We start from the raw sequence: 23,020 nt of genomic DNA, 5'->3' as shown, positions 1-23,020 counted from the left end.
GCAGGCAGTGCGTGTGGTTTTTAAGCCTGGCGTGAAAGGAGTACATATCGTTGTTAACCCTGCTTAATTTACTTTCTGCCATCGCTTTGCTGGTATGGGGCACGCATATCGTGCGTACTGGTATTATGCGTGTCTACGGTGCGGACTTGCGCCGTGTGCTTAGCCGCGGCGTCGAGAAAAAACCGATGGCGTTCCTCGCTGGCATTGGCGTTACTGCGCTGGTGCAGAGCAGTAATGCCACCACCTTGCTGGTGACCTCATTTGTCGCTCAACAGCTAATGGGGCTGACGCCAGCGCTGGTGGTGGTGCTCGGTGCCGATGTCGGTACCGCATTAATGGCGCGCGTACTGACTTTTGACCTTTCATGGCTGTCACCGCTGCTGATCTTTTTTGGTGTGGTGTTTTTCCTTGGCCGCAAACAGTCGCGCGCCGGGCAATTAGGCCGTGTCGGCATTGGTCTTGGGCTTATCCTGCTGGCATTGCAGCTGATCGTCGAAGCCGCGCGGCCGATTACCCAGGCTTCCGGCGTGCAGGTGATTTTCTCCTCACTGACCGGCGATATTATGCTGGATGCGCTGATTGGTGCGGTATTTGCGATCATCAGCTACTCAAGCCTGGCAGCGGTGTTGATCACCGCGACCCTGACGGCCACCGGTGTTATCTCTTTCCAGGTGGCGCTCTGTCTGGTCGTTGGTGCCAATCTTGGCAGCGGCCTGCTGGCGATGCTGAATAACAGTGGTTCCAACGCTGCCGGTAAGCGGGTCGCACTCGGCAGTCTGCTGTTCAAATTTATCGGTTGTCTGGCCGTGCTGCCGTTTATCCATGTACTGGCCACCTGGCTGGACAAACTGCCGATCAATGATGAAGAGGTGGTGATTTTTTTCCACGTGTTCTACAACCTGATTCGTTGTCTGGTAATGGTGCCCTTTGCCGCACCGATGGCCAAACTCTGTGAGCGGTTAATCCGTGACGACCCGGAAACCGATCTGCGGCTGAAACCACGCCATCTTGATACCAGCGCGCTGGATACGCCGGCATTAGCACTGGCTAACGCCGCCCGTGAGACGCTGCGTATGGGGGATGTGCTGGAGCAGATGATGACCAGCTTCAGTAAAGTGGTGCATGGTGCACCGCGTGAAGATCGCGAAGTTCGCAAGTTGGATGACGATGTTGACGTGTTATACACCGCGATCAAACTCTACCTGGCGCGTATGCCAAAAGAGGATCTGGCGGAAGAGGATTCGCGTCGCTGGGCAGAAATTATCGAGATGGCGCTAAACCTTGAGCAGGCGGGCGATATTATCGAAAGGATGAGCGGTGACGTAGCGGATAAGTCGCTGGCGGCGCGTCGGGCATTTTCACCGGAAGGCGTGGCAGAGCTTGAAACATTGCAGGAACAGTTGCTGAATAATTTGCGGCTGGCGCTGTCAGTATTTTTATCGCGTGATATCACCAGCGCCAAGCGCCTGCGCCGCGGTAAGCACCGTTTCCGCATTACCAACCGCCGCTATTCCCATGCACATGTTGAGCGACTGCATCAGCAGAATGTGCAGAGCATCGAAACCAGTTCACTGCACCTGGGGCTGCTTGGTGATATGAAGCGTCTGAACTCACTGTTTTGTGCGGTGGCGTATAGCGTGCTGGAACAGCCGGATGACGATCGGGATAATGAATAGTCGTGGATAGTTAATGTTAACGGCGGCGTATTCGCCGCCGTTAAACGATTATTTTTTCTTAATCTGTTTGCCAGACCAGTAACCGGCCAGCAGCGAACCGGACAGGTTGTGCCAGACCGAGAACAGCGCGCCAGGCAGCGCGGCCAGCGGTGAGAAGTACAGCTTACCCAGCGTTGCTGCCAGCCCGGAATTCTGCATGCCCACTTCCAGCGCCAGTGTTCGACAGGTGGACTCATCGAAACCAAACAGCTTGCCGCCCCAGTAACCGCCCAGCAGCCCAATGGCGTTATGCAGAATCACTGCCGCGATGACCATCAAACCGACTGAACCAATAAAGCCCTGGCTACCGGCAACTACCGCACTGATAATCAGCAAAATACACACCATCGAAAACGCCGGAAGATACGGCTCAACGCGTTTCACCACGCTATTCATTGAGTGATGAATAATCAGACCAAGGCTGATGGGGATCACGACGATTTTCACGATGCTGAGCAACATGCCGACCACATCGACTTCAATATGGGTATCAACATAAAAGCGCGTTAGCAGCGGGGTGGCAAACACGCCAACCAGTGCCGAAACTGATGAGATGGTCACCGACAGCGCCACATCGCCTTTCGCCAGATAGATCATCACATTCGATGCGGTGCCGCTGGCAACGCTGCCGACGAGTATCATTCCGGCAGAAAGATCCGGTGGCATATGGAACAGTTTTGCCAGCCCCCATGCCGCCAGCGGCATCACCAGATAGTGTAAAAAGGTGCCGGCAATCACCGGTGCCGGGCGAGTCAGTACCCGCTTGAAGTCGCCGATATTCAGCGTTACGCCCATACCAAACATAATCAGCATTAATAACCAGCTGACCCACGGGCCAATGCCGAGAAAAGTGGTAGGGGTGTAATAAGCAGCGACAGAGAGCAGGACTGCCCACAGCGGGAACAGTCGGGTAATTTTGGCGAGCATAGCAGGCTTCCTTGTTGCCCGTCATACTTCAGATCGCCGGCGAGTTAACGGCGCCTGCGATCTGAATGATTCAGGGGGGAAATAAGTTATTCGAATAAATTGTGATGCAGGGTGCGAACCACCTGTTCTGCATCGTTACCCGGAACCAGGAAGCAGAGATTATAGCTGCTGGCACCGTAGCAGATCAGACGCAGGTTGAAAGGTTCGAGCACGCCGAATACCTCTTTTCCTACGCCACACGCCTGCGACAATTTGTTGCCGATAATCGCTACCAGCGCCAGATTCTCTTCGACTTCTACCCGGCACAGCGAAGAGAGTTCGGTCAGCAGTGCCTGAGATAACAGGCTGTCGCCGCTGGAGGTTGAACCGGTGGTATCCAGCGTCAGCGCCACGCTCACTTCTGAGGTGGTAATCAGATCCACCGACATATTATGGCGGGCAAGAATATTAAACACTTCGGCAAGGAAGCCGCGTGCATGCAGCATATTCAGGCTGTGCAGCGTCAGCAGCGTTTGCTTACGACGCAGTGCCAGCGCGCGGAACAGCGGCGGATTTTCACTCTGGTTGCACACCATGGTGCCACCGGCAGCCGGATCTTTGCTGGAGCCGACAAACACCGGAATATCGCTACGAACTGCTGGCAGCAGAGTGGCCGGATGCAGCACTTTCGCGCCAAAGGTCGCCATTTCAGCGGCCTCTTCGAAGGTGATTTCATCGATACGTTTTGCCGTAGGCACCACGCGTGGATCGGTGGTGTAAATCCCTGGCACATCCGTCCAGATATCAATACGTTTCGCCCGCAGCGCTTCGCCCAGCAATGCCGCAGTATAGTCGCTGCCGCCACGACCCAGCGTAGTGGTGCGGCCTTTACTTTCACTGCCGATAAAGCCCTGGGTAACGATCAGCGCTTCTTCGACGCGCGGCTGCAACTGGCTGACGGCCAGTTCTGCCAGCTCGGCCATATCCGGCTCGGCGCGACCAAAACGGTCGTTGGTACGCATCACTTTACGCACGTCAAACCATTCTGCGGCAACACTGCGTTCACGCAGAATTTCAACAAACAGCAGGGTAGACATTAACTCGCCGTGGCTGACCAGTTCATCGGTCAGGGCGGTTGAGGTAGCCAGCGCAGCGGCTTCAGACAGCATGGCGATATTTTCGATCATGCGGTCGATCTCTTCGCGAATCACTTCCGGCTGCTTCAGGCAATCAATGATTGCATACTGAATGCGGCGGATTTCGTCCAGCTGGCAGACGCGCTGTTCTGCTTCCTGGCCTTCAGCCAGGGAAACCAGCAGATTGGTGATGCCGGCAGAGGCAGAAAGTACCACTAAACGCACATTGGCATCAGACAGCACCACGTCGGCGCTGCGGTTCATAGCCGCAAAATCGGCAACGCTGGTACCGCCAAATTTCGCAACAATAAGAGTAGGTTGGAACATTAAATTGACTACCTCGTGTCAGGATAAATCATCAGGCTTGGCACAAGGTAAGAGCGGGATACGGGGCAGACGTAGAAAGGAATGACTACGATACACCCAGAAGCGCCCCACCTTGCAGATCGTCCGACTGCCGAACGGTCCTGGTGACAACCCAGGGGATTCAGCCCCTGCAGTCGATATCTTACACTCCGTATGTAAGATATCTCGGCGTCGCACCCCCTTGTGTGCCTTCATCGGATTCGGTTCCTCCGACACACTACCTGGGCGACGCGCCTCTTCTGGCTTGCGCACACGTGCGCAAGTAGTTGCTTAGAAATATCGGTTTCTGGCTTCGCTGTCAACGTTTGGCGGATGATCAATTTTCATTTAATCGTTTGATGTCAGCGCACAAGCAATCAAGCGGCACGTCAGGCTGAGGCTTAAAGTGAGTAAATGACGTCAGGGTTAATGACGCAGCACAATGCGTTAAGGGTTTTGACGCCGCAAGATAACGCCATAATTTTTTGCCTTTCTTCAGCAACCATAGTCATACTGAAAAGCTGTGCGGGAATCATTATCGCAGCCTGAATTACGAGCAGTTCCGGAAATGATAGCCGTAACCTGTTGCAGGAAAAGGGAAGTTGGTTCCTGGTAACGGGTAAGATGGCATCCGGTCTGAATTACGGTTCTTAAATAAAAAAGAGTGTTGTTATGAAAAATATCAATCCGACACAAACCGCTGCCTGGCAAGCGCTGCAGCAGCATTTTGAACAGATGAAAGATGTCCAGATCGCCGATCTTTTTGCCAAAGATGGCGATCGTTTTGCGAAATTCTCTGCCACCTTTGACGATCAGATGCTGGTGGATTTCTCAAAAAACCGTATTACCAGTGAAACCCTCGATAAGCTTCAGGCGCTGGCAAAAGAGACCGATCTGCAAGGCGCGATCAAATCGATGTTTGCCGGTGAGAAAATTAACCGCACCGAAGAGCGTGCGGTTTTGCACGTGGCGCTGCGTAACCGCAGCAACACGCCAATTCTGGTAGACGGTAAAGACGTTATGCCAGAAGTGAATGCGGTGCTGGCGAAGATGAAAGGCTTCTCAGAGCGCATTATCAGCGGCGAATGGAAAGGCTATACCGGCAAGCCAATTACCGATGTGGTTAACATTGGTATCGGTGGTTCTGACCTGGGACCTTTTATGGTGACTGAGGCGCTGCGCCCGTATAAAAATCACCTGAATATGCATTTTGTTTCTAACGTTGACGGCACTCATATTGCTGAAACGCTGAAGAACGTTAATCCAGAAACCACGCTGTTCCTGGTGGCTTCGAAAACCTTCACCACTCAGGAAACCATGACTAACGCCCACAGCGCGCGCGACTGGTTCCTGCAAACTGCCGGTGATGAACAACACGTGGCAAAACACTTTGCTGCGCTCTCCACCAACGCCAAAGCGGTGGGCGAGTTCGGCATCGACACCAACAATATGTTCGAATTCTGGGATTGGGTCGGTGGCCGCTATTCGCTGTGGTCGGCGATTGGCCTGTCGATCATCCTGTCAGTCGGCTATGACAACTTTGAGCAGTTGCTGAGCGGCGCGCACGCGATGGATAAACACTTCGCTGAAACGCCAGCGGAGAAAAACCTGCCGGTGCTGCTGGCGTTGATTGGCATCTGGTACAACAATTTCTTTGGTGCTGAGACCGAAGCGATTCTGCCTTACGATCAGTACATGCATCGCTTTGCTGCCTATTTCCAGCAGGGCAATATGGAGTCCAACGGTAAGTATGTTGACCGCAATGGCACGCCAGTCAATTATCAGACTGGCCCAATCATCTGGGGTGAGCCAGGTACCAACGGTCAGCATGCGTTCTACCAGCTGATTCACCAGGGCACCAAGCTGATCCCTTGTGATTTTATCGCGCCGGCAATCAGTCATAATCCGCTCAGCGATCATCACGCAAAACTGCTGTCGAACTTCTTTGCCCAGACCGAAGCGCTGGCGTTTGGTAAGTCGCGTGAAGTGGTGGAAAAAGAGTTTGCTGATGCCGGTAAAGATGCGCAGTCTGTAGAGCATGTGGCACCTTTCAAAGTGTTTGAAGGTAACCGCCCGACCAACTCAATTTTGCTGCGTGATATCACCCCATTCAGCCTCGGTGCGCTGATTGCGTTGTATGAGCATAAAATCTTCACTCAGGGTGCCATCCTCAATATCTTTACTTTCGATCAGTGGGGCGTGGAGCTGGGTAAACAGCTGGCTAACCGTATTCTGCCTGAGCTGGGTGGAGAAGAAGCGATTAACAGCCATGACAGCTCAACCAATGGTCTGATTAATCGCTATAAATCCTGGCGTAAATAATTGTTAAGTGGCCAGCCTGTCTGGCCCATTAATAAGTTCAGTATTTCGTCCTGAAATACTGAACTTATGCGATCTGGTTGGCATTTTCAGAGGTTAAAACTGGCAGAATGATGAAAATCGTCCTCAGTTTATTCTGAAAAAACTGCGTAATTGCGGTATTTAATGCAAGATTAATCTGAAACAATCGCGCAGAAAAAGCGACTTTTTCTGATGTTTTCACAATCTAACGTATTAATTTTTAAGTTAAATTTAAGTTCTTCCTGCTAATCCTTCCACTTTTCCTCGTTCCGGCAATAAATCAGATTCATTCAGATGAAAATCCTGCCATATGTTTAATTTTTGTAATTTTATATGGTCAATTTGCGATGAAATATCTCAAATTGTTAATTAAAGCTGTATTGCTGTCATTTCGACCTGTTAATGCACGCCATTTTAGCCGCGGTTCGGCCACTAATTTCTGGCATTTGGTTGCCCTATACTCACAAGTCCCGGAATCCATCCGGGCCTGTTATCCATTCATCTGATGAAGGGAATGTTAGTTATGAAAAAAATATTATGTGCTACTGCAGCCGTAATGTACTTCGCAGCCGCATCTGCCGCGTTCGCCGCGCCAGGTGATGCCGCAGGTGACAATGCCAATACAATGTCATCTGGTGACTCTACGGCAGTTGGTCTTGGTGCAGTGGGTGCGCTGTTAGGTATTGCTCTGATCGCCTCTGATGGTGACAGCTCTAATACCGGTACCACTACCACCACGAGCACAACGCGTTAAGTTGGCTTAATTAAACATAACCACACAGCCGTGTGGTTATTTTTTGACTTTGTCGGAATTAAGTACAGGGATACACAGGTGCGACATATTCCATTACTGCTTCTCTGCCTGTTGCTTCAGGCTTGTACCCAGACTCAGCTGGGCGTTGGCGAATCCCTAAAAAGAGCCGTGACCGGCAGCGATGACGTTACGCTTACTAATGAAAAAATCCAGTCACTGCCTTATGCCAGCATGTATCTGCGAATTGATGGCGGACAGCGTATTTTCGTGGTGCTGGGCTATAACGAAAATGGCGAACAGAAATGGGTCACTCAGGATAAAGCGATGCTGGTTACCCGTCACGGACGCGTAGTCAGAACCCTTGGCTTGCCGGACAACCTGAAAGATATCAACAATCTGCAACAAGATCCGCTGGCTAATCCTCTGAACATTGCCAATGGCGCAAGCTGGACACGTACCCTGAGCTGGACCGAAAAAGGCCAGTTGCGTTCGGGCACCGCCGTTTCACGTTTTACTCGTGAAAAAGATCAGCTGCTGAGCATTGCTGGCGAGCAGGTTGCCTGCCGGGTTTATCGTGAATCGGTAGAGATCGCGGCTAATGGTGCATCGTGGGAAAACATCTTCTGGGTTGATGCCATTTCGGGACAGGTCCGCCAGACCAGCCAGTCGGCAGGCGCTGACTCTATTCATGTTGAAACCACCATCCTGAAGCCGGCTAAATCATGAAAAAAACCACATTATTTCTCGCAGGCATCTGTTCATGCCTGTCTATTAGCGCCAACGCGGATAGCCAGGTAAGTGTTTACTATCCTGGGAAAAAAGAGATCTCAATCGTCAGTCATGCGGCGAATCTGTCGCAGTTAGTGGCCAGCCCTGCACTGCAGGGAAAAACCTGGTGGCCAGGTACGGTGATTAGCGACAAGCTGGCGACTGCCGTAGCGGAACAACAGTATCAGCAGCTGATGGCACGCCTGAAAGGCTATGCCGCGCAAAGCTCAGGCGAAAAAGCGGCGGCAATTAATAACGTCATTCAGCAGCTGTCAGCCATTAAGGTGACTGGCCGCCTGCCAGCTAACCTCGATCCGGACTGGCTGCGTATGCGCCCGGAACTGAATCGTCGTCTGGAAGGTGAATACAGCGTCTATACCCTGCCAAAGCCCAACTCAGTGACCTTGTTCGGTGCTATTACCGGCAGTGGCAAAGTCAGCTGGCAGCCGGGCGGCGATACGCGCGATTATCTTGACGGACACGATCGTCTGGACGGCGCAGATCGCAATATCGCCGTGGTGATTGCACCTTCGGGTGACGTTACCGAGGCTCCGGTCGCTTACTGGAACCATCGCTATGTTGAAGTCGAACCGGGCTCGATTATCTATATTGGTTTCTCTTCCTGGTCGCTGCCCGCTGCCTATAAAGACCTGAATCAACAAATCATTTCTGTACTGACGCACCGGATCCCTGACTGATGAAAAAACGTTATCTTCTCAGCTTCTTATCCATTTCGATTGCCTGCGCCTGTCAGGCCCAGGCGGCCATCAAGCCCGATCCGGTTGGGCCATCACAGTCAGATTTCGGTGGTGTCGGCCTGATGCAGGTGCCGACTGCGCGTATGTCGAAAGAGGGTGAGTTTAGCCTTAACTACCGCTGGAACGATCAATACCGTTTTTACTCCTCTTCCGTTCAGCTGTTCTCCTGGCTGGAAGCGACAATTCGTTACACCGACGTCAGAACCCGTCTCTACAGTGGAGTCCAGGAGTTCAGTGGCAATCAAAGCTATAAAGATAAAGCGTTTGATCTGAAACTGCGCCTGTGGAATGAGGGGTACTGGCTGCCGGAAGTGGCAATTGGTACGCGCGATCTCGGCGGTACCGGCCTGTTTGACAGTGAATATCTGGTAGCGAGTAAAGCCTGGGGCCCGCTTGATTTTACCCTCGGCTTTGCCTGGGGTTATCTTGGTAACAGCGGCACGGTAAAAAATCCGTTTTGTGAAGCCAGCGATAAATACTGTACCCGGAGTAATGGCGGCTCGACCGGCTCGATTGACGCCGACAACATGTTCCGTGGCCCGTCGGCGCTGTTTGGCGGCGTAGAGTATCAGACGCCCTGGCAGCCGCTGCGCCTGAAAGCAGAGTATGAAGGCAATGATTATCAGGGTGACTTTGCCGGTAAGCTGAGACAGAGCAGTAAGGTCAACGTCGGTGCGATTTACCGCATTACCGACTGGGCCGATGTTAATGTCAGCTATGAGCGCGGCAATACGCTGATGGCGGGCTTGACCCTGCGCACCAACTTCAACGACCTGCGTCAGCCGAAGATCGACACGCCAAAACCGGCTTATCGGCCAAATCCGCAGTCGGAGTTTTTGCAAACGACAGTGGCGGGATCCCAACTCAGTGACCTGAAATATAACGCTGGCCTGGATGCACCGAATATCCAGATGAAAGGCAATACCCTGTACGTTACCGGTGAGCAGTATAAATATCGCGATACTCAGGAAGGCGTCGATCGCGCCAACCGTATCATGATGAATAATCTGCCGCAGAACGTCGATACGTTGAAAGTGACGCAAACGCGTTACAACATGCCGCAAGTTACCACCGTGACTAAAGTAGACAGCCTGCGTGAGCAGTTGGAAGGTTATCCGCTGGGTCATGAGAAAACGCTGGATCAGCAGCGCGTTAACCCGGTTGATCCGGGTAAAACCGAGCAGGGTTACTATATCGAAAAAGACAGCCTGAACTACAGCCTGTCGCCGATACTGAACCAGTCATTTGGTGGCCCGGAAAGTTTCTATATGTATCAGGTTGGCGTGATGGGTAACGCCGATTACTGGTTAACCGACCATTTAATGGTTGGGGGCGGGCTGTTTGCTAACATCGCCAATAACTACAATAAATTCAATTACACCAATCCGCCGAATGACTCCAAACTGCCGCGTGTGCGTACTCACGTGCGTGAATATGTGCAGAATGACGTTTACATTAATAACCTGCAGGCCAACTACTTACAGTACCTGGGTAACGGTTTCTATGGCCAGGTATACGGTGGTTATCTGGAGACGATGTTCGGTGGTGCCGGTGCGGAAGTCCTTTATCGTCCGCTGGATTCCAGCTGGGCAGTCGGTGTTGATGCCAATTACGTGAAGCAACGTGACTGGGATAACATGATGAAGTTCACCGATTATAAAGCGCCAACCGGTCATTTAACCGGTTACTGGCAGCCGCAGTTTATGGATGGTGTACTGGTGAAAGTCAGCGTTGGTCAGTATCTGGCAAAAGATAAAGGCGGCACCGTCGATATTTCGAAACAGTTCGACAGCGGTATCACTGTCGGTAGCTATGTCAGCCTGACTAACGTATCCAAAGAAGAGTATGGCGAGGGTGACTTCACCAAAGGTTTCTATATCTCTATTCCAATGGATCTGTTCAGCGTGAATCCGGTACGCGGTCGTGCGCAGGTCAACTGGACCCCGCTGACGCGTGATGGTGGTCAGATGCTGGGTCGTAAGTACCAGCTGTATAATATGACCAGTGACAGAGATATTAACTTCCGTTAATTGCACTGACTTCGGGGCGGCACTTTGTCGCCCTGATTAATTTTTATCCTCCCTATACGATAACTTGTGATCTTCGTCACACTAAAGCATATTGTTGACCTCGGCCTGTGCCGACTAATAACAATAATGTTGAGGGTGTGAACATGATTACCGGAACGCGTATTGCACAAGCGCTGCAGATGGTGTTAAACATCGGCTTGCTGGTGCTTGGCGTCATTTTGATTATCTTTTTGGGTAAGGAAACCATTCACTTAGCCAATGTGCTGCTGAATACTGGCGAACAGGCATCGTCCTATCTGCTGATTGAAGGCATCGTCATCTATTTTCTCTATTTTGAGTTTATCGCGCTGATTGTGAAGTATTTTCAGTCGGGCTATCACTTTCCGCTGCGCTACTTTGTCTATATCGGTATCACTGCGATTATTCGTCTGATTATTGTCGACCATAAGAACCCGTTTGATACGCTGGCTTACTCAGGGGCAATCCTGATCCTGGTGGTCACGCTGTGGTTGGCGAACAGTAATCGTCTGAAGCGCGAATAAAAAAAAGGCGGCCTGATGGCCGCCGAAAACACAGGGACTTGCAATGGCAATGACTAACAGTGGCAATGACTAACAGTGGCAATAATAGAGAATTTTAGCCCTTCACCCCACCGGCGGTTAAGCCATTAACCAGCCAGCGCTGTGCCAGCAGGAAGACGAGAGTGATTGGCAGGGCAGAGAGCACCGCAGCCGCGGCGAAATCCCCCCACAAATAGTTCTGCGGATTCAGATATTGCTGCATGCCCACCGCCAGCGTGTAGCTGTTGACGTCACGCAGCAGCAGCGAGGCGACCGGTACTTCGGTCACGGCGGCAATAAACGACAGAATAAACACAACGGCTAAAATCGGCACCGACAGCGGCAGCAGAATCAGGCGGAATGCCTGCCACGGCGTTGCGCCATCCAGCGCTGCCGCTTCTTCCAGCGAACCATCAATCGTTTCAAAATAGCCTTTAATCGTCCAGACATGCAGCGCGATACCACCGAGGTAGGCGAATATCAGCCCGGCGTGGGTATTCAGCCCGATAAACGGGATGTACTGACCGAGACGATCAAACAAGGCATAGAGTGCGACCAGCGACAGTACTGCCGGGAACATTTGAAAAATCAGCATTCCTTTTAACAGGCTGGATTTGCCGCGAAAACGCATACGGGCAAAGGCGTAGGCACAGGTGGTCGACAGCGCCACAATGCCAATGGCGGTAATCGCCGCTACCTTCACTGAATTCCATAACCACAACAGCACCGGGAACGGCGGCGGCGTTACGCTACCGTTTTCGTGGGTAACCGAAAAGCCCAGCGCCAGCTTCCAGTGATCCCACGAGATATGCTCGGGCAGCAGGCTGCCAATCGAGTAGTTGCCGGGACGCAGCGAAATCGCCAACACCATTAGCAGCGGATACATAATCAGCGCGATAAAACTTAGCAGCAGCAGGTGAGTAAACAGTAGCCGCAGCTTTTGAGATTTCGGTTGTACGATAGCCATAAACGTTACTCCTTACTAAATCTTCATCCGCGTGGCTTTCAGGTTGAGAATAGCGAGACCGCCAACCAACAGGAAAATCAGCGTGGCAATGGCTGCCGCCAGGCCAAAGTCTTGTCCACCGCCGCCTTCAAAGGCGATGCGCCAGGTGTAGCTGACCAGCAAATCGGTATATCCGGCTGGCGTGGTGGTGCCGAGACGATCCGGGCCACCATTGGTAAGCAACTGAATAAGAACGAAGTTATTAAAGTTAAAAGCAAAACTGGCGATCATCAACGGCGTCAGCGGTTTAATCAGCAGCGGCAAGGTGATGCGGAAGAAATTCTGCATTGGCGTAGCGCCATCCATTGCCGAGGCTTCATACAAATCTTCAGGAATCGCTTTGAGCAGGCCCATACAGAGAATCATCATGTAAGGGTAGCCCAGCCAGGTATTTACAATAATCAGCATGCTACGCGCCAGCGTCGGGTCGCTAAACCATGCGGGTTTAAGCCCGAACAGGTTATGCAGCATCACGTTGATTTCGCCAAAGCTCTGGTTAAATAATCCTTTGAAAATCAGTATTGAAATAAATGCCGGTACCGCATAGGGCAGAATCAGCAGTAGACGGTAGACCGCGCGTCCTTTCAGCGACTCCCACTGCATCAGGCAGGCGAGTACCATGCCAACGGCGACCGTCAGAAATACCGTGATGGCGGAGAACACCACCGTCCAGACAAAGATGGCCATAAAGGGCTTTTTGATCCCTTCGTCGGTCATCACCCGCAGAAAGTTTTTCCAGCCCACCGTCACGGTATATCCCGGACTGAGCTTTTCCGTGGTCCATTGCTGGGCTGCATCTTTAGTCTGATAAAAGCCGCTGTCGTCGTTTGGCCACCACACTACGCCGGTTTGCTTGTCGGTCAGACTGCCGTTTTCGGCGAGGGTATATAGCGGCTGAGTGCCGGAGAACTGACGCAGTGAACTCATGCGTACCTTGCTGCCATCGGGCAACACGGCAGTGAGTAAGCCCAGCGCCTGACGGTTTTGCGTCACGATCCGCAGCATGGCTTTTTCACCATCAGGAGGAGTCTGGCTTTTAGTGAGTGTGAGTGTTTGCTCACTTTTTGTATCAAAGCTGAAGGGAGGCGATACTAACTGGCTGTTATCCGCGTCGTTTAGCGCCAGAATCCATTGATTACCCTGTGGATAAAGGCTGAAATTATATCCGGCACCGGCCTGAAACTGGCGGTCCATTAATACCTGTTGCGCCCGCTCAAAGGTGAGCTGATTGGTGCTGCTGTAGTTGGTAAAGGCGATAGCGATAGTGCAGGCCAGTGGAAACAGGACAAACAGCCCCATACCGGCAAGGCCCGGGTAAACATAGCGCCAGGCGGAAGCGCGACGCTGGGCGAAAATGGCCAGCCCGACGCTCAGCAGTACCAGAGTCAGAATAGCGAACAGATATTCACCCTGCACATACATCAGGACGACCAGATAGCCAGATAACAGGGTACAGAGGGCAAGAACCAGCCACTTCAGGGCGTCATGCTGCCACCACAATGCAGATTTTGCCATTTAACATTCCTTTTGCTGGAGGATACGGGCGGAAAACGGAGCGGCTTCTCGCCGCCCCATACCGGTTTATTTGGTGATACGCTTTTCCGCATCTTCCAGCGCGGCTTTCACCGTCTGACGACCATTAATCGCATTCAGCACCGCGGTGCGTTCGGCGTACCAGAAGGCGCTCATTTGCGGAATGTTTGGCATCACTTCGCCTTTCTGCGAGTTAGCCATGGTGGCGGCGATTTTTGGATCTTTCGCCAGCTGCTCCTGATAGGATTTCAGCGCCACCGCACCGAGAGGTTTGTCAGCGTTCACTTTCGCCAGACCGTCGTCAGTCAGCAGGTAGTTCTCAAGAAACTCTTTAGCCAGCTCTTTATTCGGGCTGGCGGCGTTGATACCCGCACTCAATACCCCAACAAAGGGTTTGGACGGCTGACCTTTAAAGCTTGGCAGCAGTGTGACGCCGTAATTAACTTTAGCGCTGTCGATATTGCCCCATGACCACGGACCATTAATGGTCATCGCGGTTTCGCCCCTATTAAATGCGGCTTCGGCGATGGCATAGTCAGTATCAGCATTCAGCTGCTTGTTTTTCACCAGGTCGACAAGGAATTGCAGCCCCGCCTGAGAGCCCTCGTTGGCAACGCCAACGTCTTTCAAGTCATAGCTGCCGTCTGCCTGTTTTTTAAAGGCGTAGCCGCCAGCAGCCGCAGTCACTGGCCAGGTGAAGTAGGGTTCTTGCAGGTTAAACATGATGGCGCTCTTACCTTTAGCGCGCAGCTGTTTATCCAGCGCCGGGATCTCTTCCCAGGTTTTCGGTGGCTCTGGCAGCAGATCTTTATTGTAAATCAGCGACAGTGACTCAACGGCCACCGGATAGCCAATCAGCTTACCGTTGTAACGCACCGCGTCCCAGGTAAAGGGATAGATTTTATCCTGTAGCGCTTTGTCCGGGGTGATCTCTGCCAGCAGGCCAGATTGTGCATAGCCACCAAAACGATCGTGGGCCCAGAAAATAATATCCGGGCCGTCACCAGTGGAGGCCACCTGCGGATATTTCTCTTCCAGTTTATCGGGATGCTCAACCGTCACTTTAATGCCGGTATCCTGTTCAAACTTCTTACCGACTTCAGCCAGTCCGTTGTAGCCTTTATCTCCGTTAATCCAGATAACCAGCTTACCCTCTTCGATTTTCGCCAGCGCGGCACCCGGAAGCAGCGCGGTGGTTAAGGCACACAACATCAGCGTTTTTGTATTCAGTTTGAACTTTGACATTTCCCGTTCCTCTAATCGTTAGCGGTAGTCTTAACGCCAGCAGTCTGCGGATAACTGCCCGTTCCCTCATCCTCCTCCGCTCTACGCCCCAGTGGGTGGAAGTGTGATCGCCGCTACCTTTCTGCCTGTTTCTGTGTCACAGCCCACAAAAAACACCCCCTTTTTTTGCCAGCACGATCACGAAAATCTGTTTTGTTCCCGGTTTCTGCGCGTCCTGTTACGCGTCTCATCCTCCTGCCTCCTCCCCCATAAAAAAGCAGCAGGCGGAGGATTTAACCTCCGCTGACATCCCACAGACTCCCAGCCATTCGATAAGCGGTACGAACTGGACGGGAGAGGCAAATGGCGAGCGTGGTGCTGAAGGATGTCACCAAAGCCTGGGGTGATGTGGTGGTATCGAAAGATATCAATCTGACTATCGCTGAAGGTGAATTCGTCGTGTTTGTCGGGCCATCAGGCTGCGGCAAATCAACACTGCTGCGCATGATTGCCGGATTAGAAGAGATCACCTCGGGTGAATTGCTGATTGGTGATAAACGCATGAACGAGGTACCACCAGCCGGGCGTGGTGTCGGCATGGTGTTCCAGTCCTATGCGCTCTATCCGCATCTGTCGGTGGCGGAAAATATGTCGTTTGGCCTGAAGCTGGCCGGTACGGCAAAAGCGGAGATCCAGCAGCGCGTGACCCAGGTTGCTGATGTGCTGCAACTCGGACATCTGCTGGAGCGCCAGCCAAAAGCGTTATCCGGTGGACAGCGTCAACGCGTTGCTATCGGACGTACGCTGGTGGCCGAACCCGAAGTATTCCTGCTGGATGAGCCCCTGTCTAACCTTGATGCCGCGCTGCGCGTGCAGATGCGTATAGAGATTTCCCGCCTGCATAAACGCCTGCAGCGCACCATGATTTACGTCACCCACGATCAGGTAGAAGCGATGACGCTGGCTGACAAAATTGTGGTGCTGGAAGGGGGACATATTGCGCAAGTCGGCAAGCCGCTGGAGCTGTATCACTATCCAGCCAACCGTTTTGTCGCCGGTTTTATCGGCTCGCCGAAGATGAACTTCCTGCCGGTCAAAGTCACCGCTACGGCGATCGACCAGGTGCAGGTCGAACTGCCAAACCGCCAGCAGATCTGGCTGCCGGTCGACAGTACCGATGTACCGGTGGGCGCCAATATGTCGCTCGGTATTCGCCCGGAACATCTGCTGCCCAGCGACGTTGCTGACGTCACGCTATCTGGCGTGGTGCAGGTCGTCGAACAGCTGGGACATGAAACCCAAATCCATATTCAGATTCCGGCTCTGCGTCAAAACCTGGTTTACCGCCAGAACGACGTGGTGCTGGTAGAAGAAGGTGCCCATTACGCCATCGGCCTGCCGCCACAACGTTGCCATCTATTCCGTGAAGATGGTCGCGCCTGTCGCCGGCTACATACAGAGCCGGGTGTTGAAGCACGCCAGCAATAGCAAAGAGAACAGGAGAATAACAATGATGATAATGCTGCGTAAATATCCTCTGGCCGTGGCAGTGGCTGCAGCGGTGATCTCAACTCAGGCAGCTGCGGTTGATTTTAAAGGCTATGCGCGTTCAGGTATTGGCTGGACCGGCAGCGGCGGAGAGCAGCAGTGCTTCAAGGCAACCGGTGCTGACAGTAAGTATCGTCTCGGTAACGAGTGCGAAACTTACGCTGAAATTCAGTTAGGTCAGGAAGTCTGGAAAGAAGGTGATAAAAGTTTCTATGTCGACACCATGATCGGCTATGCGGTTGATCAGAAGAACGATTATGAAGATACCTCCCCGGCCGTTCGTCAGATGAACGTGGTCGGTAAAAACCTGTTCGATGCATTGCCGGGTGCCGATATCTGGGCCGGTAAACGTTACTATCAGCGTCATGACGTTCATATGATCGACTTCTACTACTGGGACATTTCGGGTCCTGGCGGTGGTATCGAAAATATCGATGTTGGCTTTGGTAAGCTCTCACTGGCAACAACCCGTAACAGCGAAGCCGGTGGTTCTCAGAGCTTTATTAATGGCACGACCCGCACCAAAGATCTCTCCAACGACATCTTCGATGTGCGTCTGGGACAGATGCAAGTCAACCCGGGCGGTTCACTGGAAGTGGGCTTTGACTACGGCAGAGCGAACGAAAGCGATGGCTATGAACGCGTTAACCGTGACAGCTCGAAAGATGGCTGGTTGGGCACCATTCAGCACACGCAGACCTTCGGCGATAACGGCAGCCTGAACAAATTTGTGGTGCAGTACGCTACCGATGCGATGACTCAGAACCGTAACGGTCGTCCGGGCACGGCACAGAACAACAATGGCAAAATGATCCGCGTGATCGATCACGGTGCGATTGATTTCAACGACACCTGGAGCCTGATGTATGTCGGTATGTACCAAGACGTCAATCGTGATAACAACAATGGCACCACCTGGTACACTGCGGGCGTGCGCCCGATGTACAAATGGACGCCAATCATGAGCACCTTACTGGAACTCGGCTACGACAACGTGAAATCGCAGAATACCGGCGACCGCAACAACCAGTATAAAGTGACTTTAGCGCAGCAGTGGCAGGCGGGCAGCAGTATCTGGGCTCGTCCGGCAATCCGCGTGTTTGCCACTTATGCCAAGTGGGATGAGAAATGGGGCTACTCTTCGTCAACCGTGGGCGACAGCAACTATGTCGCGGGCGTGCCAAATGGTACCGCGTTGAATGACACCAACACCCAACGCTTCAGCCGTGGCGATAGCGACGAGGTGACCTTCGGTATTCAGATGGAAGCCTGGTGGTAAATTTATCCGTCATCGTTCAGGTCGCAGAGGCATCAGCCGCCCCCTGAATTATTCCGGATAAATCCTTTGTTAGCCCGTCTTCCTATTGCCTGAGGAAGACGGGTGAAAATTTTGAGGAAAACAACAATGAAAAAACACCTAATCGCGCTCTGCCTGCTGCAGGCGCTGAGCGTCGGCACGCTGTCAACCAGCTTTGCCGCCAGTAATCTCAACCCACAAAATGTTTCAACCGCGCCGGTGATTGCGCAGGATAAACTGCACAGCCTCTCGTGGCTGCCGGTGATGCCGCCAGTGACACAGGATATTGAACTGAATGCTTCTTCGGTAACGATCAATCAGGGTAATATCAGCGGCGCAGTTGCCGCGATTGCGCTGCCAGCCGATCAAGGCTCGCTGGAAATTACCCTGACCAGCAGCATCAAAGATAAACGCGCCTACGTGCCGAATGTATTGGTGCTGGATGAGCAGTTACAGCCCGCCGCTTACTTTCCTGGCAGCTATTTCCCGTATGCCAAGCCGGGTATTGCCTCTGGTAACCGCTTGGAAGGCACCCTGAAACTGACGCCAGTGCTGGGGCAGAAACAGATTTATCTGTTGATCTACACCACCACTGACGATCTGGCTCGTACTTCTACCATGCCCAGCCCGGCCAAGCTATATGCCGAGGGGGCGAACAACGCCATTCCTGACGTACCGGATTTAGTGGTGCGGCATAGTCCGACAGGCAGCTTAACCATTAAGGCGAAAACCGAGCAAAACAGCGGCAATATTATGATTGGTAAGCTTTTTGGTGCTGCCGATCCTAAACCTGTGGTGATCGGAAGCACCGGTGCTGCGGTTAACACCACTGCCGCGCCAGCTCCGGCTTCGGCTCCAGCCCTCGCACCGGCACCGGCGCCTGCCCCGATGCGCGCCGCGCCTGCGCCGAAAACTGAGCCATTACTGAACGAGACCGAAAGCTACTTTAATAACGCGATCAAACAGGCGATTAAAGAGGGCGAAATTGATAAAGCGCTGAGGTTGATGAATGAGGCTGAACGCCTTGGCTCGTCGACGGCCCGCGCGACCTTTATCAGCAGTGTGAAAGGCAAGGGATGACGTTATCCCCATATTGCTGATGTTGCTGGACCATTGGTGCGTCACTGACGCACCCTTTTTTAACTGACATCAGCCAGATAATTTTTGCCATTTTCTCCCGCGTGGCGTGTTCTCCGCCAGGCTCTGCGTTACACTACGGCTTCTGATTTTTAACCTGGAGATGCCGTATGTCGGATAACGCGCTTAAGCTGCTGCGCGCGATGGAATGGCTTCCTGCTTCGTCCCCTTCACTTGATGCAGCCCTGCTGGACTGGCTGATGGAAGAGGATTCAATGACGAAGCGTTTTGAGCGTCACTGCGCGAAAGTCACCGTTGAGCCACTGCGCGAAGGTTTTATCAGCGCTGCTGACGTTGGCGATGAGGTAGCGTTACTGCCACAGGAACAGCGTTACTGGCTGCGCGAAATCTTGCTGTTTGGCGACGGCGTGCCCTGGCTGGCTGGCCGCACTATTGTGCCGGAATCGACGCTTAACGGGCCGGAAGCGATGCTGCAAAACTTAGGCAGTCGTCCACTTGGTCGCTATCTGTTTTCGTCCTCTACGCTAACCCGTGATTTTATTGAACCCGGTATCGTCCAGTCCTTATGGGGACGACGCTCGCGCCTGCGTCTGGCCAATAAGCCGCTACTCCTTACCGAACTTTTTTTACCTGCGGCGCCGCTCTATCAGCGTGGGCCTGCGGAAGGATCACGATAAGTGGAAAAAAGTCTGCAAATAAACAAACTTCAGGCTTATAGCCGCCTGATGCGTATCGATAAACCGATTGGTTCACTGCTGCTGTTATGGCCGACGCTCTGGGCGCTGTGGCTGGCTGATATGGCAATGCCACCGCTGAATGTACTGGTGGTGTTTGTGCTGGGCGTATTTACTATGCGTGCTGCGGGTTGTGTGATTAACGACTATGCCGATCGCAAAATCGATGGTCATGTCAAACGCACCCGCGAGCGGCCGTTACCGAGCGGAGCGGTCAGCGGGAAAGAGGCCAAACTGCTGTTTGTGGCGTTAGTTCTGGTCTCGTTTGCGCTGGTATTGACGATGAATGCCATGACCATCTGGCTGTCATTTGGCGGTCTGGCGCTGGCCTTTGTCTATCCATTTATGAAGCGTTATACCCATCTGCCGCAAGTGGTGCTGGGTGCGGCATTTGGCTGGGCAATTCCAATGGCCTGGGCGGCGGTCAGTGAAAGTGTACCGTTAACCTGCTGGCTGCTGTTTTTCGCCAACATCTGCTGGACGGTGGCTTACGACACCCAGTATGCGATGGTCGATCGCGACGACGATCTGAAGATTGGCGTGAAATCGACGGCAATCCTGTTTGGTCGCTTCGACAAGTTGATTATCGGTTTACTGCAGCTGGCAGCATTAATATTGCTGGTGGCGATCGGCCTGTTGTTGAAACTGAACGGTGCGTTTTACTGGTCGATTCTGCTGGCGGGCGCGCTGTTTATTCATCAGCAGAAACTGATTGCCGATCGCAAACGCGAGCACTGCTTCCGGGCATTTCGTAATAATAATTATGTCGGACTGGTGCTGTTTATCGGGGTGGTATTGAATACTGCGCCGTTTACTTTTGGATAATCAAGTCACACAGGGGCGAATTTCGCCCCTGTGGATCAGTTATTGATAAAGTCATTCGCGTGCAGAGAACGGAAGGTTGTTTTCCATTGGGTAAACTGTTTATTTCTTTCATAAACCTGCGCGTTAAACATGGATTCACTGATTATTATTTGCTCTTGCTGCTCTGCATTCTGAAAACTGTGAGGGTGCAACATCCTGCGGATATTGGTGGTACGCATCATCGATAATTTATTTTCCATAGGATTAATATTACTTTTACTGAGTTGCGAAGCAGAGGTAAAAGGATGTTCTCCCCGCCAGATACGCCTTACCTGCTCAATATAGTCACTGTTGGTATACGTAGACTTAAAAATAGCATAGTCATCAACAGAAGGCTTATAACTGGCCATAAACTCGGTAGCGCTTCGTTCAGGTAACAGGCTATCTAAACGGGTCAGCATTCTTTCAACGTTGGTCTGCATGGTCTTCGATGTCGCGCGTAAGTTATCTATTTCCGTTCCCGTCAGTCGGCGCATAATGCCGCTCATAATCAGCGGATTGTGCGATAGCGTTTCTAAGGTGGGTGTGGCAGCCGCAGCGGGGAGTTCGGGCATAATGGCATGTTCAGCCGCAGGGGCGATATTGCCACTCTCCTCTGCGGTTGTAGTTAGCAGCTGATAGCCTCCGGCGGTCAGACCGGTTCCTAATGACAGCAGGCCTGCCGCAAGCGATATCCACCCCAGCAGTGAAAAAGCCTTTGGGTGGCCGTGCGCAGTTAGCGGGCTGGCGACGCTGGTGATATCGGCCACCACGCCGGCCGTGCCGACGGCCAGTGTTGTCACCGTCGATGCGGCCATCGCCGCTCCCAGGCTGCCTGCTGCGACCAGTGAACCACCGGCGGTAAATATCGCCCCCAATATCCCCAGCAGCCCCATACCAATGCTCAGCCCGGCCTGCCAGCTGAAATGCCCTGACGGATCGGTGCGGTTGATCGGGTCACCGGCACAATATGCGTAAGGATTAATCCCGCCGTGACCAAACGGACTCCAGCTGTCCGGGCAGTTAAAGCGTCGCAGGGCGGGATAATAAGCACGATAGCCGTTGCCCAGATGTGTTGCGCCACTGAGTGGATCGAGACGCTCGCCGTTAAATCCCAGTAAAGAAATACTCATCGCCAACTCCTGTAAGCAAAAAGAAAGGAGGTTGAGTTAATCACATACCAAGGAGGGAAATGACATCATTATAATAACTATGAGGTCGCTGTCATATACTGGGAAAAATAGGGGCAGTTCACTCCCGAAATTTAATCCTCAATAAAGATTTCAGGATGAATGCTATGAAACAGTGACTGCCAGGCTCTGAAAATTCGGTTACGAATATTAACCTGTTTTATAAATTTTCTATCCCATCGGGTGGCTGAATACCTCATCATTGTGCTTGATGATTCGCCTGAATGGTTTATCGCCATAAATCCGGCGCTGGCAGGATTTATGCTATTGAGGTTGAGTTGCGAGGGCGGAGTATAGGGATAGTGCCCGCGCCATATTTCTCTGACGGTCTCCAGGGCAGTTATATGCATCGGATTCTCTTTCAGCGACTCGAGCAGACCTATCGATACCAAATGTTCATTCTCCCAGCGTTTTATCTTGATGGTGTAATTTTCTATATTATCCACTGCACGATGAACATTATTCAGCATGCTTTTTGATGTCGCGCGTAAACTATCAACGTCCAGCCCCGAAAGATGCTGCATAATGTTGCGCATAATCAAACCGTTATGTGTTAACTCCTCAAAAGACGTCAGGCTCGCCGCAGAAGGAAGTTCGGACGACAGGATAGGCTCAGCCGCAAGGGCGGTGTAACTGCTTTGCTGCACGGTTTTATTTAACAGCCGATAGCCTCCGGCAGCCAGACCAGCGCCTAATGACAACAGGCCGCTGGCAAGCGACAGCCATCCCAGCAGTGCGGAAGCTTCTGGATTGTGCTGTGCGGTTAACAGACTCACCACGCCGGTGACATCCGCCACCACGCCCGCCGTGCCCACCGTCAGTGCCGTCACTGAGGACGCTGCCAGCGCTGCACCCAGACTGCCCGCTGCCACAAGAGAAGCGCCGGCGGTAAATACCGCGCCCAGTATTCCCAATATTCCCAGCAGCCCCATCCCGATACCCAGCCCGGCCTGCCAGCTGAAATGTCCTGACGGATCGGTGCGGTTGATCGGGTCACCGACACAATAAGCGTAAGGATTAATCCCGCCGTGACCAAACGGACTCCAGCTGTCCGGGCAGTTAAAACGCCGCAGGGCGGGATAATAAGCACGATAGCCGTTGCCCAGCTGCGTTGCGCCATTAGCCGGATCGAAACGCTCGCCGTTAAATCCCAGTAAAGAAACACTCATCGCCAACTCCTGTAAGTGATAAAGCAAGGAGATTGAGTAAATGACACTCTGGGGGGCAGCTCAAAT

General features: G+C 52.6%; 19 protein-coding genes and 1 riboswitch. Of the genes, 12 read left to right on the top strand and 7 right to left on the bottom strand.

What is annotated here, in order from left to right; all coding sequences use genetic code 11:
• Window positions 1-50: 50 nt before the first annotated feature.
• Window positions 51-1,676 (top strand): Na/Pi cotransporter family protein, encoded by a 1,626-nt coding sequence (locus RIN69_RS20815; protein ID WP_313854282.1) that lies wholly within the window; start codon window positions 51-53, stop codon window positions 1,674-1,676.
• A 48-nt stretch (window positions 1,677-1,724) separates the two neighbouring features.
• Here the strand turns inward: RIN69_RS20815 and panS are convergent, their stop codons facing one another.
• Complete coding sequence (gene panS / locus RIN69_RS20810) at window positions 1,725-2,642, bottom strand: ketopantoate/pantoate/pantothenate transporter PanS (protein ID WP_313854279.1); 918 nt, start codon at window positions 2,640-2,642, stop codon at window positions 1,725-1,727.
• A gap of 86 nt (window positions 2,643-2,728) precedes the next feature.
• Window positions 2,729-4,084, bottom strand: a complete 1,356-nt coding sequence (lysC, locus tag RIN69_RS20805; protein WP_313854277.1) for a lysine-sensitive aspartokinase 3 — start codon at window positions 4,082-4,084, stop codon at window positions 2,729-2,731.
• Between the two features lie 92 nt (window positions 4,085-4,176).
• Window positions 4,177-4,370, bottom strand: a riboswitch (Lysine riboswitch).
• A 404-nt stretch (window positions 4,371-4,774) separates the two neighbouring features.
• Here lysC and pgi point away from each other — a divergent pair.
• The 6 genes from pgi to psiE all read left to right on the top strand — a co-directional run bounded on the left by pgi (window position 4,775) and on the right by psiE (window position 11,294).
• Entirely contained in the window at window positions 4,775-6,424 is a 1,650-nt protein-coding gene (gene pgi, locus RIN69_RS20800; RefSeq protein ID WP_313854276.1) for a glucose-6-phosphate isomerase, read from the top strand.
• Window positions 6,425-6,965: 541 nt separating this feature from the next.
• On the top strand, window positions 6,966-7,196 hold the full coding sequence (yjbE, locus tag RIN69_RS20795; RefSeq protein ID WP_313854274.1) for an exopolysaccharide production protein YjbE: 231 nt from the start codon (window positions 6,966-6,968) through the stop codon (window positions 7,194-7,196).
• Between the two features lie 78 nt (window positions 7,197-7,274).
• Complete coding sequence (locus RIN69_RS20790) at window positions 7,275-7,922, top strand: YjbF family lipoprotein (protein WP_313854271.1); 648 nt, start codon at window positions 7,275-7,277, stop codon at window positions 7,920-7,922.
• On the top strand, window positions 7,919-8,662 hold the full coding sequence (locus RIN69_RS20785; protein ID WP_313854268.1) for a capsule biosynthesis GfcC D2 domain-containing protein: 744 nt from the start codon (window positions 7,919-7,921) through the stop codon (window positions 8,660-8,662). Before RIN69_RS20790 ends, RIN69_RS20785 begins: the two co-directional genes overlap by 4 nt.
• Window positions 8,662-10,752: a YjbH domain-containing protein gene (locus RIN69_RS20780; RefSeq protein ID WP_313854266.1), complete on the top strand. Its 2,091-nt coding sequence runs from the start codon at window positions 8,662-8,664 to the stop codon at window positions 10,750-10,752. Before RIN69_RS20785 ends, RIN69_RS20780 begins: the two co-directional genes overlap by 1 nt.
• 143 nt (window positions 10,753-10,895) lie before the next feature.
• Window positions 10,896-11,294 (top strand): phosphate-starvation-inducible protein PsiE, encoded by a 399-nt coding sequence (psiE, locus tag RIN69_RS20775; RefSeq protein WP_052902008.1) that lies wholly within the window; start codon window positions 10,896-10,898, stop codon window positions 11,292-11,294.
• Window positions 11,295-11,388: 94 nt separating this feature from the next.
• On the opposite strand, the gene malG is transcribed toward psiE, so the two are convergent.
• The 3 genes from malG to malE form a co-directional block, all read right to left on the bottom strand.
• Complete coding sequence (malG, locus tag RIN69_RS20770) at window positions 11,389-12,279, bottom strand: maltose ABC transporter permease MalG (protein WP_313854264.1); 891 nt, start codon at window positions 12,277-12,279, stop codon at window positions 11,389-11,391.
• A gap of 15 nt (window positions 12,280-12,294) precedes the next feature.
• Complete coding sequence (malF, locus tag RIN69_RS20765) at window positions 12,295-13,833, bottom strand: maltose ABC transporter permease MalF (protein ID WP_313854263.1); 1,539 nt, start codon at window positions 13,831-13,833, stop codon at window positions 12,295-12,297.
• Window positions 13,834-13,899: 66 nt separating this feature from the next.
• On the bottom strand, window positions 13,900-15,096 hold the full coding sequence (malE, locus tag RIN69_RS20760) for a maltose/maltodextrin ABC transporter substrate-binding protein MalE (protein WP_390902464.1): 1,197 nt from the start codon (window positions 15,094-15,096) through the stop codon (window positions 13,900-13,902).
• A gap of 342 nt (window positions 15,097-15,438) precedes the next feature.
• Here malE and malK point away from each other — a divergent pair, with 342 nt between their 5' ends.
• The 5 genes from malK (at window position 15,439) to ubiA (ending at window position 20,577) form a co-directional block, all read left to right on the top strand.
• Window positions 15,439-16,563 (top strand): maltose/maltodextrin ABC transporter ATP-binding protein MalK, encoded by a 1,125-nt coding sequence (malK, locus tag RIN69_RS20755; RefSeq protein WP_313854262.1) that lies wholly within the window; start codon window positions 15,439-15,441, stop codon window positions 16,561-16,563.
• Window positions 16,564-16,588: 25 nt separating this feature from the next.
• Window positions 16,589-17,902, top strand: a complete 1,314-nt coding sequence (locus RIN69_RS20750) for a maltoporin (protein WP_313857826.1) — start codon at window positions 16,589-16,591, stop codon at window positions 17,900-17,902.
• A 126-nt stretch (window positions 17,903-18,028) separates the two neighbouring features.
• Window positions 18,029-19,000 carry a maltose operon protein MalM gene (gene malM, locus RIN69_RS20745; RefSeq protein WP_313854261.1) on the top strand — a complete coding sequence of 324 codons (972 nt, stop codon included), beginning with the start codon at window positions 18,029-18,031 and terminating at the stop codon, window positions 18,998-19,000.
• A 167-nt stretch (window positions 19,001-19,167) separates the two neighbouring features.
• On the top strand, window positions 19,168-19,695 hold the full coding sequence (ubiC, locus tag RIN69_RS20740; protein WP_313854260.1) for a chorismate lyase: 528 nt from the start codon (window positions 19,168-19,170) through the stop codon (window positions 19,693-19,695).
• Window positions 19,696-20,577 (top strand): 4-hydroxybenzoate octaprenyltransferase, encoded by an 882-nt coding sequence (gene ubiA, locus RIN69_RS20735; protein ID WP_313854256.1) that lies wholly within the window; start codon window positions 19,696-19,698, stop codon window positions 20,575-20,577.
• Window positions 20,578-20,612: 35 nt separating this feature from the next.
• On the opposite strand, the gene RIN69_RS20730 is transcribed toward ubiA, so the two are convergent.
• Together RIN69_RS20730 and RIN69_RS20725 are read right to left on the bottom strand one after the other, a co-directional pair.
• Entirely contained in the window at window positions 20,613-21,728 is a 1,116-nt protein-coding gene (locus tag RIN69_RS20730) for an RHS repeat-associated core domain-containing protein (protein WP_313854254.1), read from the bottom strand.
• 131 nt (window positions 21,729-21,859) lie between these two features.
• Entirely contained in the window at window positions 21,860-22,954 is a 1,095-nt protein-coding gene (locus RIN69_RS20725; protein WP_313854253.1) for an RHS repeat-associated core domain-containing protein, read from the bottom strand.
• Window positions 22,955-23,020: the final 66 nt, after the last annotated feature.

The sequence above is a fragment of the Winslowiella toletana genome, from assembly GCF_032164335.1.
GTDB lineage: Bacteria > Pseudomonadota > Gammaproteobacteria > Enterobacterales > Enterobacteriaceae > Erwinia > Erwinia toletana_A.
Note: the sequence above shows the minus strand (reverse complement) of the source record. Positions and strands in the feature narration are given on the sequence as shown.